The sequence below is a fragment of the Pseudonocardia sp. ICBG601 genome (assembly GCF_020496245.1).
The window spans coordinates 536514-552643 of record NZ_JAHLJA010000002.1; the positions used below are offsets into that span (position 1 = coordinate 536514).

General features: G+C 73.9%; 15 protein-coding genes. 9 read left to right on the forward strand and 6 right to left on the reverse strand.

Annotated features, from left to right (window positions below):
• The first annotated feature begins 59 nt into the window (after positions 1–59).
• From KPL57_RS02455 to KPL57_RS02470, 4 genes are all read left to right on the forward strand, one after another.
• Entirely contained in the window at positions 60–959 is a 900-nt protein-coding gene (locus KPL57_RS02455) for a CPBP family intramembrane glutamic endopeptidase (protein WP_226350256.1), read from the forward strand.
• 382 nt (positions 960–1341) lie between these two features.
• Positions 1342–3147, forward strand: coding sequence for a glycosyltransferase family 2 protein (locus tag KPL57_RS02460; protein WP_226350257.1), 1806 nt, complete (start codon positions 1342–1344; stop codon positions 3145–3147).
• A complete protein-coding gene (locus KPL57_RS02465; protein ID WP_226350258.1) occupies positions 3144–5093 on the forward strand; it encodes a kelch motif-containing protein in 1950 nt (649 codons plus the stop codon). The genes KPL57_RS02460 and KPL57_RS02465 overlap by 4 nt, the downstream gene beginning before the upstream one ends.
• 14 nt (positions 5094–5107) lie before the next feature.
• Positions 5108–6121 (forward strand): glycoside hydrolase family 6 protein, encoded by a 1014-nt coding sequence (locus tag KPL57_RS02470; protein WP_226350259.1) that lies wholly within the window; start codon positions 5108–5110, stop codon positions 6119–6121.
• Positions 6122–6139: 18 nt separating this feature from the next.
• Here the strand turns inward: KPL57_RS02470 and KPL57_RS02475 are convergent, their stop codons facing one another.
• A complete protein-coding gene (locus tag KPL57_RS02475; RefSeq protein ID WP_226350260.1) occupies positions 6140–7642 on the reverse strand; it encodes an exopolysaccharide biosynthesis polyprenyl glycosylphosphotransferase in 1503 nt (500 codons plus the stop codon).
• Between the two features lie 356 nt (positions 7643–7998).
• Positions 7999–8679: a GPP34 family phosphoprotein gene (locus tag KPL57_RS02480; protein ID WP_226350261.1), complete on the reverse strand. Its 681-nt coding sequence runs from the start codon at positions 8677–8679 to the stop codon at positions 7999–8001.
• Positions 8680–8875: 196 nt separating this feature from the next.
• Here KPL57_RS02480 and KPL57_RS02485 point away from each other — a divergent pair, with 196 nt between their 5' ends.
• Both KPL57_RS02485 and KPL57_RS02490 read left to right on the forward strand, forming a co-directional pair.
• Entirely contained in the window at positions 8876–9175 is a 300-nt protein-coding gene (locus tag KPL57_RS02485) for a hypothetical protein (protein ID WP_226350262.1), read from the forward strand.
• Entirely contained in the window at positions 9154–9702 is a 549-nt protein-coding gene (locus tag KPL57_RS02490) for a glycoside hydrolase family 16 protein (protein ID WP_226350263.1), read from the forward strand. Before KPL57_RS02485 ends, KPL57_RS02490 begins: the two co-directional genes overlap by 22 nt.
• Here the strand turns inward: KPL57_RS02490 and rfbA are convergent.
• Positions 9687–10574, reverse strand: coding sequence for a glucose-1-phosphate thymidylyltransferase RfbA (gene rfbA / locus KPL57_RS02495; RefSeq protein ID WP_226350264.1), 888 nt, complete (start codon positions 10572–10574; stop codon positions 9687–9689). The two genes, KPL57_RS02490 and rfbA, sit on opposite strands and share 16 nt — an antisense overlap.
• Positions 10571–11422, reverse strand: a complete 852-nt coding sequence (gene rfbD, locus KPL57_RS02500) for a dTDP-4-dehydrorhamnose reductase (protein ID WP_226350265.1) — start codon at positions 11420–11422, stop codon at positions 10571–10573. The genes rfbA and rfbD overlap by 4 nt, the downstream gene beginning before the upstream one ends.
• A gap of 71 nt (positions 11423–11493) precedes the next feature.
• Here rfbD and rfbB point away from each other — a divergent pair, with 71 nt between their 5' ends.
• On the forward strand, positions 11494–12456 hold the full coding sequence (rfbB, locus tag KPL57_RS02505; RefSeq protein ID WP_226350266.1) for a dTDP-glucose 4,6-dehydratase: 963 nt from the start codon (positions 11494–11496) through the stop codon (positions 12454–12456).
• The gene (locus tag KPL57_RS02510; protein WP_226350267.1) at positions 12453–13052 is read left to right on the forward strand and encodes a dTDP-4-dehydrorhamnose 3,5-epimerase family protein; all 600 of its coding nucleotides are present in this window, start codon (positions 12453–12455) and stop codon (positions 13050–13052) included. The genes rfbB and KPL57_RS02510 overlap by 4 nt, the downstream gene beginning before the upstream one ends.
• Positions 13053–13056: 4 nt before the next feature.
• Here the strand turns inward: KPL57_RS02510 and KPL57_RS02515 are convergent, their stop codons facing one another.
• Entirely contained in the window at positions 13057–13725 is a 669-nt protein-coding gene (locus KPL57_RS02515) for a GPP34 family phosphoprotein (RefSeq protein ID WP_073575552.1), read from the reverse strand.
• Positions 13726–13826: 101 nt separating this feature from the next.
• On the opposite strand from KPL57_RS02515, the gene KPL57_RS02520 reads away from it, so the two are divergent.
• Positions 13827–15176 carry a UDP-glucose/GDP-mannose dehydrogenase family protein gene (locus KPL57_RS02520; RefSeq protein WP_226350268.1) on the forward strand — a complete coding sequence of 450 codons (1350 nt, stop codon included), beginning with the start codon at positions 13827–13829 and terminating at the stop codon, positions 15174–15176.
• On the opposite strand, the gene KPL57_RS02525 is transcribed toward KPL57_RS02520, so the two are convergent.
• A complete protein-coding gene (locus KPL57_RS02525; RefSeq protein WP_226350269.1) occupies positions 15146–16075 on the reverse strand; it encodes an NmrA family NAD(P)-binding protein in 930 nt (309 codons plus the stop codon). The two genes, KPL57_RS02520 and KPL57_RS02525, sit on opposite strands and share 31 nt — an antisense overlap.
• Positions 16076–16130 lie beyond the last annotated feature (55 nt).

A 16130-nucleotide genomic window follows, 5' to 3' on the forward strand; every position in this document is an offset into this window, starting at 1 on the left:
GTGGAGCTTCCATCGCCGGTGGCTCGTCCGGGGGCCGTGACCGGCCGAGACTTCCCGGCATGGTCATCTCGACGGACAACCCGCCCAGGTCACGCGACGGATCCGGGCTCGCCGCGGCGATCCGGCGCCGCCCGCTGACGAGCTTCTTCCTGCTCGCCAACCTCATGAGCTGGACGGCGTGGACGCCCTACGTGCTCTCCCGCAACGGGCTCGGCGTCTGGGACTTCCGGTTCCCCGACGTCCTGGGGACCGGCCAGATCCTCGGCGTGCTGCCCGGCGCCTACCTGGGCCCCATCGCGTCGGCGTTCCTGGTCACGGCGGTCGCCGACGGGCGGCCCGGCCTGCGACGCTGGGTCGGGCGGATGTGGCGCTGGCGGGTCCGGTGGCACTGGTACGCGCTCACCCTGCTCGGGGTGCCCGCCGCGATGCTGGTGACCGGGTTCGTCTTCTCCGGCGGCCGGATCGTCGCGCCGTCGCTGCTCGTGGTCGCCGTCTACGTTCCCGCCCTGCTCCTCCAGATGGTCACCACCGGGCTCGCGGAGGAGCCGGGCTGGCGCGACTTCGCCCTGCCCCGCCTGCAGCGCCGGTTCGGCCCGCTGGCCGGGACGATGGTGCTCGGCCCGCTGTGGGCGCTGTGGCACATGCCGCTGTTCCTCACCGACTGGGGCGGCGGTTCCGGCGCGGACTGGACCCGGCCCGCGGCCTTCGTGCTGTTCTGCCTGGCCTTCAACATCGTCATGACCTGGGTGTTCAACCGCACCGGGGAGAGCCTGCCGATGGCGATGCTGCTGCACGTCGGCGTCAACAACTTCGCGTCGGTCGTGTGGTCGGAGACGTTCCCGGCACTGGACGTGAACCGGTCGATGCAGGCGATGGCCGCGGGCAGCGTCGTCGTGGCGGTCGTGGTCCTGGCCGGCACCCGGGGCCGCCTGGGCTACGACCACCGGCGCACCCGGTAGCGGCGCGCGGGGCCCTCCCGTCATCAGAACTGGGGACCTCGGCGGAGTTCGCGATGGATCATCAGAATCGATGATCCGACACATCGCGTAGCAGACGACTAGGCCGTTCGGTGCAGTGATGTGCGGCCGAAAAGATCACTGGCGGCGGGGTTTTCCCTGCTCACCGCACCTCTCGATCACGACGCGGTCACGGCGGGTCCCCGGCGGCCGGCGCGGACGGCCCAGTCCGGCCGCCACGCGTCGTAACGGGGTGTCGGGAAGCGTCGATGCACGCTCCACACGGGAACGATCACGCCCCCAGGGGGCCGGCGGGACAGCGCGCCGAGCCCTCGGTCCGGCGTGCCCACCGCACGTTCCCGACCGAGATCTGGGAGGTACGCCGGTGACCGCGAGCGTCGCGTCCGGCACCCCGCAGAACCGGGTGCCCGCCGTGGGGGCCCGGTCGCTGCACGACTTCAGCCGCATCTCCGGCGAGGTCACCGAGCCGCCGCCGGCCGGGGAAACGTACCGGGTGCGGTACCGCAACCTGCACGACGGGCAGGGCCGCCGCTGGGCGGGCACCCTGGCCATCATCGGCGCGAACGTCGCGTTCGAGGTGCTGTTCGTGGTCTGGCTGCTGCAGCCCTCCCACCACCCCGACGTCGACGAGCGCTGGTGGATCCAGGCCGCGAACGTCTTCGTCATCGGCTCCATCGCGCTGGTCGAGACGATGCGCCTGGTCAACGTGTTCTCGCTGTCGCTGGCCTCGGTGCTGGCCCGCGACCCGGTCCCGGTCCGGCCGGACCCGGAGCTGCGGGTCGCGTTCCTGACCACCATCGTCCCCGGCTCGGAGCCGATCGAGATGGTCCGCGCGACGCTGGAGGCCGCGCGGCGGATCCGGCACGCCGGCACCTTCGACGTCTGGCTGCTCGACGAGGGCGACGACCGCGAGGTCCGGCGGATGTGCGCCGAGATCGGTGTCCGGCACTTCTCCCGCAAGGGCGTCGCCGCCTACAACGAGCCGTCGGGCTTCTTCAAGGCCCGTACCAAGCACGGGAACTACAACGCGTGGGTGCACGCCGAGGGCCACCGCTACGACGTGTTCCTGTCCGTCGACCCCGACCACGTGCCGCTGGCGAACTACGCCGAGCGGATGCTGGGCTACTTCCGGGACCCCGACGTCGCGTTCGTCGTCGGACCGCAGTGCTACGCCAACTGCGACAACTTCGTCACCACCGCCGCGGAGTCCCAGCAGTTCCCGTTCCACTCGCTGATCCAGCGGGCCGCGAACGCCTACGGCATCCCGATGCTCGTCGGCACCAACAACGCCGTGCGGATCTCCGCGCTGCTGGCCGTCGGCGGCCTGCACGACTCGATCACCGAGGACATGGCGACCGGGCTGGCGCTGCACGCCCGGCGCAACCCGTGGACCGGGCAGCGCTGGCGCTCGGTGTACACACCGGACGTCGTCGCGGTGGGGGAGGGGCCGTCGTCCTGGACGGACTTCTTCTCCCAGCAGCTGCGCTGGTCGCGCGGCACCTTCGTGATCCTGCAGGGCATCTTCGTGAAGCGGCTGCGCCGACTGTCCCCGCCGCGGGCGCTGCACTACCTGCTGATCACCGCGTTCTACCCGTCGATGGCGATCGGCTGGATCCTCGGCGCCGTCAACGCCTCGCTCTACCTGGCGTTCGGGGTGTCGGGCATCGTCGTCCCGCCCGCGCTGTGGCTGGCGCTCTACGTCGACGCGACCGCGTTCCAGCTGTGGGTCTACATCCGCAACCGCCGCTACAACGTCAGCCCCTACGAGCACGAGAACTCGACCGGGCTGACGGGGATGGCGATGTCGGTGCTCTCGGCGCCGATCTACGCGTCCTCGCTGGTCGCGACGGTGCTGCGGCGCCCGGCGACGTTCGTCGTCACCCCGAAGGCGGAGGCGGCGAGCCCGGACCGGGTCGTCACCTTCGCCCGGCACCTGCGCTGGTCGGCGTTCCTGGCGGCGGCGATCGCGGCGTCGTTCGCGTTCGGCTACGCCAACCTCGACGTCCTCATGTGGCCGGCGCTCGCGCTGGTCATCTCCCTGGTCCCGATGACGATCTGGCTGGGCGGCCTGCTGCGCACCCGCGGCCGGATCGCGTCCGCGGCCGAGCTCGTCGAGCTCGTGCCCGCACTCCCCGAACCCCGTGACGAGAAGATCGGAGCCGTGGCGTGAGGCGCCTGCTCTCCCGGGCGGCGCGCGCCGTCCTCGGCCGCCGTCGGCTGATCGCGATGATCGGCGTGCCCACCGTGCTGCTGGCGGTCAACGCCCCGCCCGCGTTCGCCTGGATCTCCGAGGTGCGCCACGAGGCGTGGCTGCACAGCGCCGAGTACACCGCCGCGAACGGCCGCTGGGACGTCGTCGAGCTGCCCGCGGACGTCCGGATCAACGCCATCCACGCCGCGATGCTGCCGACCGGCAAGGTCCTGCTCGTCGCGGGCTCGGGCAACGACCAGAAGCAGTTCGACGCCGGCACCTTCCGCACGCTGGTCTACGACCCGGCCACCGGCGACGCGACGGAGATCGACACCCCGTCGGACCTGTTCTGCGGCGGCCACACCTTCCTGCCCGACGGCAAGCTCCTCGTCGCCGGCGGCACCCAGCGCTACGAGGTCCTCGACGGCTTCGTGACCCACGCCGCCGGCGCGATGCGGATCCGCAACGAGAACCCCGACCGCGAGCTGCACCTGGAGAAGGGCACCGTGTTCCGCAACCCCGACGGACGCGAGTACACCCTCACCAGCCCGGCCCACGTCATGGCCGCGACCAAGACCGGCGAGGGCGACGGGACCGTCGTCACCGCGAGCGAGACCATCGGCTTCGTCGAGTCCACCGAGGAGGGAGCCGCCGGGGTCACCGAGCAGCCCGCCCAGTACGCGATCCCGGGCCTGGCCCCCGAGGACACCGCGAACGTCTACGGCATGGGCGACAGGATGACCCTGGACAAGCAGGACTTCCAGGGCATCGCCGACTCCTACGAGTTCGACCCGTTCGCCGAGAAGTACGTGCGCGTCGGGGACATGACCCAGAAGCGCTGGTACCCCACCCTCACCGGGCTGCCCGACGGCCAGGTGCTCGCGATCTCCGGCCTCGACGGCACCGGGCAGATCCTGCCCGGCCAGAACGAGGTCTACGACCCGGCGACGAAGCGCTGGACCGACCGGCCGGACCTGTTCCGCTACTTCCCGACCTACCCGGCGATCTTCCAGACGCAGCAGGAGGGACGGCTGTTCTACTCCGGTTCCAACGCCGGCTACGGCCCGGCCGACGCCGGGCGCACCCCCGGGTTCTGGAACCTGGCCGACAACTCGTTCGCCCCCGTCCCGGGGCTGCGCGCGCCGGAGCTGATGGAGACCTCCGGGTCGTCCTGGGCCGGGCCGGTGCAGGACCAGCGGATGGTCGTCGTCGGGGGCGGCGGGGTCGGGGAGTCCCCGGTGTCCTCGGCGCGGATCGACACGATCGACCTGCGCGCCCCCGCGCCCGCGTTCACCCCGGGACCGGACCTGCGCACCCCCACCCGCTACCCGAGCGTCGTGCAGCTGCCCACCGACGACCTGCTGATCACCGGCGGCTCCGCGGACTACCGCGGCAAGGGCGCGAGCGACATCCTGCAGGCCAACCTGTACCACCCGGGCACGAACACGCTCTCGGCCGTCGCCGACCCCGCGGTGGGGCGCGACTACCACGCCGAGGCGCTGCTGCTGCCCAACGGCCAGGTGCTCACCGCGGGCGGCAACTCCCTGTTCAAGAACGTGGACAACACCAAGCCCGCCCCGTTCGAGCAGCGGCTGGAGATCTACACCCCGCCGTACCTGTTCCACGGGCCGCAGCCGGTGATCGCGAAGGCCCCGGGCGAGGCCACGCTCGGCAGCACCATGACCGTGACCAGCCCGGACGCGGCCCGGGTCGCGCAGGCCCGGCTGATCCGGCCCAGCGCGGTCACCCACGCGACCGACGTCGACCAGCGCTCGGTGCGCCTCGACATCGCCCGCAACCCGGACGGCTCGCTCGGCCTGGCCGTGCCCGCCGAGCCGACCCTGGTGCCGCCCGGCTGGTACATGCTCTTCCTGGTCGACGACGCCGGGGTGCCGTCCGTGGCGTCATGGGTCCACGTCAGGTGACACACTCCAGCATCGTGCGCTCGCTGCTGGCAGTCTCCTCCGGTGCCCTGGCCGCCGCCCTGGTGCTCGTCTCGTGCGGGGCGGGCGCGCCCACCGCGCCCGGCCCGGGCGCACCGGCGTCCGCCCCGCCGAGCGCGACGGGACTGTTCGTGGACCCGCGCAGCGCCGCGGCCGACCAGGTCGTCCGGTGGCGCGACGAGGGCCGCGACGCCGACGCCGACCAGATCGAGAAGATCGCGTCGCAGCCGTTCCCGCACTGGGTGAGCGGCGACGTCGCCGCGGCCCAGGCCGACACGAAGGACTACGTCGACCGGGCCACCGCGGCGGGCGCCCGGCCGCTGCTGGTCGCCTACAACATCCCGCACCGCGACTGCGGCAGCTTCTCCGGCGGCGGCGCCCCGGACGGCGGCTACTACCGGAACTGGGTCACCGAGATCGTCCGCGGGCTGGGCGGCACGACGGCCACGGTCGTCCTGGAGCCCGACGCCGTGCCGCACGAGCTGTCCGGCTGCGTCGACGGCGACCTGCGCGACGAGCGCTACCAGTTGCTGTCCGAGGCGGTCGCGGCGTTCAAGGACGCGGGCGCCCGGGTCTACGTCGACGCGGGCAACCCCGGCTTCATCAGCGACGTCGACGCCCTCGCCGGGGCGCTGGAGCGCTCCGGGGTCCGCGCCGCCGACGGGTTCGCCCTCAACGTCGCCAACTTCTACCCGACGCCGCAGGTCGTCGCCTTCGGCCGGCAGCTCTCCGATCGTCTCGGCGGCGCGCACTTCGTCGTCGACACCAGCCGCAACGGCCAGGGCGTCGCCGACGAGGCGTCGCTGGGCGGGGTGCCCGCGTTCTGCAACCCGCCCGGTCGCGGGCTCGGGGCGGACCCGACCACCGAGACCGGCGACGACCGCGTCGACGCGCTGCTGTGGGTCAAGCGCCCCGGCGAGTCCGACGGGGCCTGCCGTCCGGGGGAGCCCGCCGCCGGGCAGTGGTACCCCGACTACGCCCTGGGGCTCGCGCAGCGCCAGGCGGGCTGACCCGCCCGGCGCGGCCGCTCAGTGCCGGCCGCGCCGGACCAGCTCCCGCGCCGTGCGCACGACGATCTGGGCGTCGAGCCAGAGCGACCAGTTCGCGATGTAGTAGTTGTCGTGCCGGACGCGGTCGGCGATCGAGGTGTCACCGCGCAGCCCGGAGATCTGGGCGAGCCCGGTGAGCCCGACCGGGACGCGGTGGCGGGCGGTGTAGCGCTCGTGCTCGGCGGAGAACCGCTCGACGAACGACGGCCGCTCCGGGCGCGGCCCGACCAGGCTCATGTCGCCGCGCAGGATGTTCCACAGCTGGGGCAGCTCGTCGAGCGAGGTGCGGCGGATGAGCCTGCCGACCGGGCCGACCCGGGCGTCGCCCGCGATGGACCACTGTGTCTGCTGCTCGCGCTCGTCGACCGGGCGCATGCTGCGGAACTTCAGGACGGTGAAGGGCCGGTTGTCCAGGCCGGTGCGTTCCTGGCGGAAGATCACCGGCCGCCCGCTCTCGACGAGCACGGCGACGGCGACCGCGAGCAGCAGCGGTGAGGCCAGGGCCAGCGCCAGGGCGGACACCACAATGTCGCCGAGGCGCTTGAGCCGCCAGGACAGCCGGTTCCTCGGGTCCGCGGGCAGCCGCAGCAGCGGGATGCTGCGCAGCCGTTCGACGCCGGAGTGGTCGTGCACCAGCTCCGAGAGCCACGGGAGCAGCAGGACGCCGAGCCCGTCGCGGCGGGCCTCGATCGCCGCGTCGAGGACGGCGGTGTCGTCGACGGTGTGGCAGGCGAACACGACGACGCGCACCCGGTGCCGGGCCGCGGCGTCCCGGATCCGGGCGGACAGCGCCTCTCGCTCGCGCTCCACCACGAGGTCGAGGTCCTCGGACAGGACGTGGCCGAGCGGGCGCAGGCCGTACTCGGGGTGGGCGCGCATGGTCTCGTCGAGCTCCACCGCCCGCGACCCGGTGCCGACGATCAGCGTGGGCTCGCCGACGGCCCACCGGACCCGCAGCAGCCGGGCGGCGAACACCACCGCGGCGCGCAGGGTCAGGGCGACCAGGGTGGCCAGCAGCACGACCTCGACCGGCCCGGCGACGTCGATGCGGGTGTCCAGGTTCTGCTGCAGGGCCATCGCCCCGGCCAGCACGAGCCCCATCGTCACGACGAGGGCGGCCAGCTCGCGGGGCAGGTCGTCGAACCAGGAGAGACGGAGCCGGGAGCGGTGCAGGCGCGCCGCCGAGCGCACCGCGAGCAGCAGCACGGAGGCGGCGACGACGCCGCGGCGCCCGGTCGGCGCGACCACGAGCACGGCGGTCCCGACGGCGACGACGTCGGTCAGCACCAGCGCCGTCCGGACGAGGCTGACCCGGGCGGCCAGCCTGCGCACCGGCGCCGGGGCGGAGGAGATGTCGGCCCGGGCGGTCGGCCCGGCCGGGCCGGGGCCGTGGCCCGCGACCGGCCGCCGGAGCGGGGGCCGGTCGCGGGTACGGGGTGTGGCGCGCGCGGGTCGACGGGCCTGCGTCGGGCCGGCGCTCACGGCCGACCGGCTACGCGGAAGGTGTTCTGCGACAAGAAGATCCACACCGCGTGGCGCGCGCTCCTACGACGGAGCGTAGCGGCGGATGGTGCCAACGTTGTCACGACGAGTAACCACCAATCGCGGGGACGGACCGAGACGTGCGTACGGCCATAGCCCGTTCGGAGGCATCGCCTGAGAACTCGCCGTACACGTGGCAGGCTCGTCGAGCACGCTACGTGCGTTACATCGGCGAATGTGGGATCTCAGTCACTCTTTTGCTCCGCTTGCCTTCTCAACAACAACGCGTAGCGTCACAAGGCGGCATCCGGCCTCGTCGGGGATCGTGCAGTCGATCGACGACGGAGAGTGATCGATCAGCTCGACCCGCTGGTGGTGATGACCACGGTGCTCACCGTCGCCATCACCGCGGCGAGGACGGCGGCGTCGTACCGGGCCTTCAGCACCGGGTCGTCGGCCAGCCCCTTCGCGACGGCGCGGGCCCGCTTCTCCCCGGCCCGGCGCTGGGCGGTGTCCACGTCCGACAGGGCCGCCCGGACCTGGCTGGTGCTGTGCAGCAGCGCGACGAGCAGGGCGTCGTGGGCGCTCGGCGTCGTGCCGTGCACCAGGACCGAGCGCAGCCGCTCGCGCAGCGCGCGCTCGGGACCGGGGTCGGCCTCGGGCAGGCGGACGGTGCGGAACAGCCCGAGCACCTTCCCCTCCTCCCGGGACAGCACGCCGTCGGCGACGAGCCGCTGCGCGACGAGCTCGGCCGGCTTCGTGTGCTTCCACGGCAGCGTGCTCGTCCAGTGCGACACCGACCGGGGCTTCGGGTCCTCGGCGATCGTCGCGAGCACGGCGTCCAGGGCGGGATGACCGGGCGCGACGCCGGTCGGGTGGACCGTCGTCCGGTCGCCCACGGTCACGGCGCCCCGTTCGATGAGGTCGCAGAGCAGTGCACCGTGCAGCGACCCCGGGTCGAACATGCCCCAGGCCCTGCCGGACTCGTCGTCCAGACCGATGAGCAGCAGTTCCTCGGCGAGCAGCAGATCCACCATGCGGCTCGACGCTAGCGACCGGACGGGTGATGCGCCTCCTGCGCGAGGAGGAGGTCGTGCTCCGTGTACAGAGCGGAGCCGGACGCACACCGACAGTTGGCGAGACTGCCCCGGGTACCGCGCGTCTCCTTACGGTGATCATCGATCGGCGCGCGATCGAGACTCCCCGTCCCCGTCACAGAACGGTCCTTTCCGCATGCCCTTCTCCGCCCGCCGTCGCCTGGCCCTGCTCGCGCTGGCCGCACTCACCGCCGTCGCTCCCGCCCTGGTCGGAGCCGGTACCGCGGCCGCCGCCCCGGCCGCGCCGAACCCCACCGCCACCACCGCGGCCGAGCGCTACGGCTGGGGCAGGCCGACCACCGGCTCCGACGAGTTCTCCTACACCGGCGCCCCCGACCGGCGCGCTGGACGAGGGCCGGCGAGTGCTGGCCCGGCCACGCCGGGAACGGCCGTCGCTGCGCCTCGCGGTCCACGGTGGACGGGGCGAACCTGGTGATGACCGGCCTCGCGAACGGCGACACCGGCTGGCTCGCGAGCCGCGCCGAACGCCGCTACGGCCGCTGGGAGGCCCGCGTCCGGTCCTTCGCCACCGGCCCGGCGTCGGGCAACCGCGCCTACCACCCGCTGCTCATCGTGTGGCCGACCTCGAACCGCTGGCCGCAGGACGGCGAGTACGACTTCCTGGAGAACGGGAGGCCGGGCGCGCCCTGTGCGGAGAGCTTCACCCACTACCCGCACAACGCCCGGGTGGCGGTGCAGCAGCAGTTCGCCCGCGAGACGAACTGCGGCGCCCCGCTGTCGCAGTGGCACACCATCGCCCTCGAATGGACCCCGTCGGTCGTCCGCGGCTTCGTCGACGGCCGGGAGTGGTTCCGCTTCTCGGGCGGGGCGAACGGGGTGCGCCGGAACATCCAGGGCATGCCGCGCGGCCACCTGACCATCCAGCTCGACAACTTCTTCGGGTCCCGGATGCAGCCCGCGCGCTACGAGGTCGACTGGGTGCGGATCTACGACCTGAACTGATCCGCGACGGCCATGACGTACTCGCCGTAGCCCGAGCCCGCCTGCCGCGCCCCGAGGGCGTGGCAGGCGGCGGCGTCGATGAAGCCCATCCGCAGGGCGACCTCCTCGATGCAGGCGATGCGGACGCCCTGGCGGTTCTCCAGGACGCGGACGTACTGGCCCGCCTCCATCAGCGACTCGTGGGTGCCGGTGTCGAGCCAGGCGAAGCCGCGTCCGAGGTCCTGCAGGCGGGCGCGGCCCTGCTCCAGGTAGGCGCGGTTGACGTCGGTGATCTCGAGCTCGCCGCGGGCCGACGGGGTGATGCGCGCGGCGATGTCGACGACGCGGTCGTCGTAGAAGTAGAGGCCGGTGATGGCGCGGTCCGAGCGGGGGTGCTCGGGCTTCTCCTCGATCGAGAGCAGGGTGCCGTCGGGGGCGGCCTCGCCGACGCCGTAGCGCCGCGGGTCGCGCACCGGGTAGCCGAACAGCACGCAGCCCGCGTCGCCGGAGGCGACCTCGGCGGCGCGGCGGCGCAGCAGGTCGCCGAACCCGGCGCCGTGGAAGATGTTGTCGCCCAGCACGAGCGCCGACGGCCCGCCGCGGACGTGGTCGGCGCCGATGACGAACGCCTCGGCCAGGCCGTTGGGGTGCTCCTGGGCGGCGTAGGTGATCTGCAGGCCGAGCCGGCCGCCGTCGCCGAGCAGGCGCTGGAACCCGGGCAGGTCGTGCGGGGTGGAGATGAGCAGGATCTCCCGGATCCCGGCCAGCATCAGCGTGGTCAGCGGGTGGTAGATCATCGGCTTGTCGTAGACCGGCAGCAGCTGCTTGGACACCGCCGCGGTCAGCGGGAACAGCCGGCTCCCGGTGCCGCCCGCCAGCACGACGCCCTTCACCGCGGGACCCCCGCCGTGCCCAGGTGGGCGTCCAGCCCGTCGCGCCAGGCGGGCATCGCGACCCCGGCCCGGGTCGCGCGCGACAGGTCGAGCACCGAGTTCGCCGGTCGGCGCGCCAGGTGCGGCCTGTCCGCGGCGTACTCGGCGGTCGACACCGGGCGGACGTCGCCGGGGTCGCGGCCGCAGCGGGCGAACACCTCCCGGGCCAGTCCGTGCCAGCTGACCGGCTCGCCGTCGCCGGTCACGTGGAAGGTGCCGTGCCGCCCGGACGCGGCCAGCACCAGCAGCGCCGCGGCCAGGTCGGGGGCGAACGTCGGCCGCCCCACCTGGTCGTCGACGACGGCGGGACAGACCCCGTCGCGGGCCAGCCGCGCCATGGTGGCGACGAAGTTCCCGCCGTCGCCTACGACCCAGCTGGTCCGCACGATCACGTGCCGCTCCGGAAGCGCCGCCCGCACCGCCAGCTCCCCGGCGGCCTTCGACGCGCCGTACACCCCGAGCGGGGACGGTGGGGCGTCCTCGGGCACCGGGCCGGGCGCGGTGCCGTCGAAGACGTACTCGGTGGAGACGTGGACCAGCAGGGCACCGTGCTCCCGGGCCGCCGCGGCCAGGTGCGCGGGGCCGGCCGCGTTCGCCCGCCACGCCGCGCCCGGTTCGGTCTCCGCCCGGTCGACGGCGGTGTAGGCGGCCGCGTTGACCAGCACGTCGACGCCGGTGAAGTCGTACGCGGCGACGGCGTCGGCGTCGCCGATGTCCAGCGCCGCACGGTCGAGTGCCACCGCGCCGGGCAGTGCGGCGACCAGCGCCCGCCCGAGCTGCCCGTTCGCCCCCAGCACGCACGCGCGCACGCGCCCACCTCCCGATCGTCGGGGCCGACTCTGACACGCTGGCGGGGCCGGACAGTGAGCGGGGAGGGCACGTGCGCATCGTGGTGACCGGCGGGGCCGGGTTCATCGGGTCCTGTTTCGTGCGGGAGGTGCTGGGCGGGGAGCACCCCGAGCTGGCCGGGGCCGGGGTGACCGTGCTCGACGCGTTCACCTACGCCGGCCGGATCGAGAACCTCGCGCCCGTCGCCGACGACCCGCGGCTGACGGTCGAGCGCGGGGACATCCGTGACCCCCGGCGCGTCGCCGAGGTGCTCGACGGCGGTGCCGACCTGCTCGTGCACTTCGCCGCCGAGACCCACGTGGACCGCTCCATCACCGGCGCGGCGGACTTCGTGACGACCAACGTCGTCGGCACCCAGGTCCTGCTGCAGGCCGCGCTGGACGCGGGCGTCGGCCGGTTCGTGCACGTCTCCACCGACGAGGTGTACGGCTCGATCGCGTCGGGCTCGTGGCCCGAGACCCACCCGCTGGAGCCGAACTCGCCCTACAGCGCGGCGAAGGCGGGCAGTGACCTGCTGGCGCGCAGCTACCACCGCACCCACGGCCTGGACGTGGTGGTCACCCGCTGCTCGAACAACTACGGGCCGTACCAGTTCCCGGAGAAGGTGGTCCCGCTGTTCACCACCCGGCTCCTCGACGGCGGCACCGTCCCGCTCTACGGCGACGGCCTCAACGTCCGCGACTGGCTGCACGTCTCCGACCACTGCCGCGGGATCACCCTGGCCGCCACGACGGGCCGCGCCGGGGAGGTCTACAACATCGGCGGCGGCACCGAGCTGACCAACCTGGACCTGACCCGCGCGCTGCTCGCCGCCGTCGGCGAGGGGGAGGACCGCATCGAGCGGGTCGCCGACCGCAAGGGGCACGACCGCCGCTACTCCGTGGACTGGTCGAAGATCCGCGACGAGCTCGGCTACACCCCCCGGGTGCCGTTCGACGAGGGCCTGGCCGCCACCGTGGCCTGGTACCGCGACCACCGGAGCTGGTGGGCGTGAAGGCGACCCCGCTGTCGATCGAGGGCGCCTGGCTGTTCGAGCCGACCACCTTCGCCGACCACCGCGGCTCGTTCACCGCGCCCTTCCAGGGCCCGGCGTTCCGCGACGCGCTCGGGTTCGACCTGACCGTCGCCCAGACCAACCAGTCGGTGTCGGCGCGCGGGGTCGTGCGCGGCGTGCACTACGCCGACGTGCCGCCCGGCCAGGCCAAGTACCTCTACGTGGCCGCCGGCGCCGTCCGCGACGTCGTGGTGGACCTGCGGGTCGGGTCGCCGACGTTCGGGCGGGTCGAGGCGGTCGACCTCGACGCCGCCTCGATGCGGGCGGTCTACCTGTCCGAGGGACTCGGGCACGCCTTCCAGGCACTCGCCGACACCACCGTCGTCGGGTACCTGTGCTCGACGTCGTACACCCCGGCGGCCGAGCACGGGATCAGCCCGGTGGACCCGGCCCTCGTGCTGCCCTGGGCCGAGGGGGTCGAGCCGGTGCTGTCCGACAAGGACCGTGCCGCGCCCACCCTGGAGGAGGCCCTCGCCGCGGGAGCCCTGCCGACCTGGGAGAGCTGCCGCGCCCGCCTGGCGCAGCTGCGCGGGTAGCGGCTCAGTTCCCGGCCCAGCCGGACCGCACCGCGAAGTAGGCCCGGACGAACGGGTCCCGCGCCGCCCCTTCCGCGACGAGCGCCGCGCGGTGCTGCGCGACCCCGCGCGTCTCCGCGTCGATCTCCGGCGGCAGGACGTCACCGGCGAGGTCGGTGAGCCCCAGCAGTGCGAGCAGCAGGCCGTCGTGCCCGCCCGGCGCCGTCTCGGTGACCAGCAGCGACGCCAGCCGGGTCCGCAGCGCCCGGGCCGGCTCCGGGTCCTGCTCGGTCAGCAGCACCCGGCGGAACAGCCCGAACCGGCGGTACTCCTGCGCGGCGAGGACCCCGTCGGCGACCAGCTGCCCCACGGCGCCGCCCGCCGAGCCCGCCGGGGTCCGCGCGAGGTGCGCCGCGGTGGCGGCGACGGCGTGCGAGCCGGTGTCGGTGCCGTCCCGGGTGACCGCGGCCAGCGCCGCGGCCAGCGCGGGGTGGTCGGGCTCCCCGCCCGACGGCGTCACGGTGTCGCCGCCGTCGGGGCCGTCCCCGCCGTCGAGGTGCAGTGCGCCGGCGTCGACCAGGTCGCGCACCAGCGCGACGGGCAGGACCCGCCCGTCGAACCGGTCACCGATCCGGCCGGTCGAGCGGTCGAGCCCCAGCAGGAGCAGTTCCTCGGCCAGCAGCAGGGTCCGCACGGCCGAGGACGTTAGTGCCGGCGCGACACCTCGGCGTCACCGGGACGCACACTGCCCGACGTCTGCGACAGCCCGTCCGGGGCGGCAGCTAACCTCCGGCCATGTCGGAGAACACCACCCCGCTGAAGCTGTCGGTCATCGGGTGCGGCTACCTCGGAGCCGTGCACGCGGCCTCGATGGCGGAGCTGGGCCACGAGGTCGTCGGTATCGAGGTCGACGTCGCGAAGGCGGAGTCGCTGGCCGCGGGCCGGGTCCCGTTCTTCGAGCCGGGCTTCGAGGAGCTGCTGCGCCGGTCGCTGGACTCGGGGCGGCTGTCGTTCTCCTCGGACATGGCCGACGCCCGGGGCGCCGCGGTGCACTTCGTGTGCGTCGGCACCCCGCAGCGGCGCGGGGAGTACGCCGCGGACCTGACCTACGTCGAGGCGGCGACGGCGTCGCTGATCGAGGTGCTGGGCCCCGGCGAGCTGGTCGTCGGCAAGTCCACGGTGCCGGTGGGCACGGCCGCCCGGCTGGCCGAGCAGGTCGCGGCCCGGGTGCCGGACGCGGCCCTGGCGTGGAACCCGGAGTTCCTGCGCGAGGGCTTCGCGGTGGCCGACACCCTGCACCCGGACCGGCTCGTCTACGGCGTCCCGTCGCTGTCCGGCGTGGACACCGCGGTGGACGCGGAGAAGGTCCTGGACACCGTCTACGCGCGGATCGTCGCCGACGGCACGCCGAAGGTCGTCACCGACTACGCCACCGCGGAGATGGTCAAGACCGCCGCGAACTCCTTCCTCGCCACCAAGATCTCCTTCATCAACGCGATGGCCGAGCTGTGCGAGGCCACCGGCGCCGACGTGAAGCAGCTCGCCGACGCGATCGGCCACGACGACCGGATCGGCCGCAAGTTCCTCAATGCCGGGCTCGGCTTCGGCGGCGGCTGCCTGCCCAAGGACATCCGGGCGTTCATGGCCCGCGCCGGCGAGCTGGGCGCCGACCAGGCGCTGACCTTCCTGCGCGAGGTCGACAACATCAACATGCGGCGCCGGATCCGGATGGTCGAGCTGGCCCGCCAGGTGTGCGACGACTCCCTGCTCGGCAAGCGGATCGCGGTGCTGGGCGCGGCGTTCAAGCCCGACTCCGACGACATCCGCGACTCCCCGGCGCTGAACGTGGCCGCGCAGCTGCAGCTGCAGGGCGCGAACGTCCGGGTGACCGACCCGCAGGCGCTGCCCAACGTGCGGCGGCACTGGTCGCAGCTGGACTGCGTCGACACCCCGGAGGAGGCCGCCGAGGGCGCCGACGTCGTCCTGCTGCTGACCGAGTGGAAGCAGTACCGCGAGCTCGACCCGGGCTCGTTCGGGAAGGTCGTGAAGACCCGCCGGGTGCTCGACGGCCGCAACGCCCTCGACCGCGAGGCCTGGGAGTCCGCGGGCTGGACCTACCGCGCGCTGGGCAGGCGCAACGTCTGAGGCCGGCCCACGGTCCGCGCCCACGCCGCGAACCCGACGGGGTCGAGCCCGAACTCCCGCGCCCGCTCCGGACCGGCGGTGCGGGGGTGGGCGTCGACGAAGGCGTGGGACTGCACGAACGCCTCGACCAGCCCCTCCGCGCGGGCCTGCTCCGGGCTCTCGGTCAGGGTGAACGGCACGTCCCAGGCCTCGGTGAGCGCCGCGGCCGCCTGCCGGTAGCTCAGGCGCTCGCCGACCAGGTCGAGCGCGACGCCGTCGAACCGGTCCGGGTCGGCGAACGCGGCGGCCGCCGCGGCCCCGATGTCGGCCACCGCGACGAACGGGTGCACCAGGTCCGGGTCCAGCGCCAGCAGCAGCCGCGGCGCGTCGCCCCCGGCCAGGTACATCGACCACGGCACGAAGTTCTCCATGAACCCGCTGGGCCGCAGCCGGGTGACCCACCGGGCCCCGGCCCCGGCGAGCGCCTCCTCCGCGACGGCCTTGGACCGCCAGTAGTGGGCCATGTGCTCGCCCCAGACCGCGGCGTCGACGGCGCCGGGGTGTCCCAGCTCGCCGACCCCCGACACCGAGGTGTGCACCACCTGCGCGACGCCCGCGTCCCGGACCGCGGCCGCGATCGCGTCGGCGTGCCGCAGCTCCCGGTCGCCGAGCAGGTCGTCGAGGTCGGGCATCTGCACCGAGAACACCCCGCGGGCGCCGCGGGCGGCCGCCGTCACCGACGCCGGGTCGTCGAGGTCGCCGGTGACCAGGGTGGCGCCGGCGTCGGCGAGCGCCCGTGCCGCGGTGGTGCCGGGGTCGCGGACCAGCGCCCGGACCGGGATCCCCGCGGTGAACAGCGCCCGTGCCGCCGCCCCGCCCTGCCTGCCGGTCGCGCCCGTGACCAGTACCGGATCGTCCATGTCGTGCTCCTCCCGATGAAACGGGGTGGCCCCCCGTTTTCTCTCGCCTACGATA

What these genes read in the sequence shown, in the direction of transcription:
- KPL57_RS02455 (WP_226350256.1), top strand. Translation starts at nt 60, where the DNA reads ATGGTCATCTCGACGGACAACCCGCCCAGGTCACGCGACGGATCCGGG.
- KPL57_RS02480 (WP_226350261.1), bottom strand. Translation starts at nt 8,679, where the DNA reads ATGGTGGATCTGCTGCTCGCCGAGGAACTGCTGCTCATCGGTCTGGAC.
- KPL57_RS02485 (WP_226350262.1), top strand. Translation starts at nt 8,876, where the DNA reads ATGCCCTTCTCCGCCCGCCGTCGCCTGGCCCTGCTCGCGCTGGCCGCA.
- KPL57_RS02520 (WP_226350268.1), top strand. Translation starts at nt 13,827, where the DNA reads ATGTCGGAGAACACCACCCCGCTGAAGCTGTCGGTCATCGGGTGCGGC.
- KPL57_RS02525 (WP_226350269.1), bottom strand. Translation starts at nt 16,075, where the DNA reads ATGGACGATCCGGTACTGGTCACGGGCGCGACCGGCAGGCAGGGCGGG.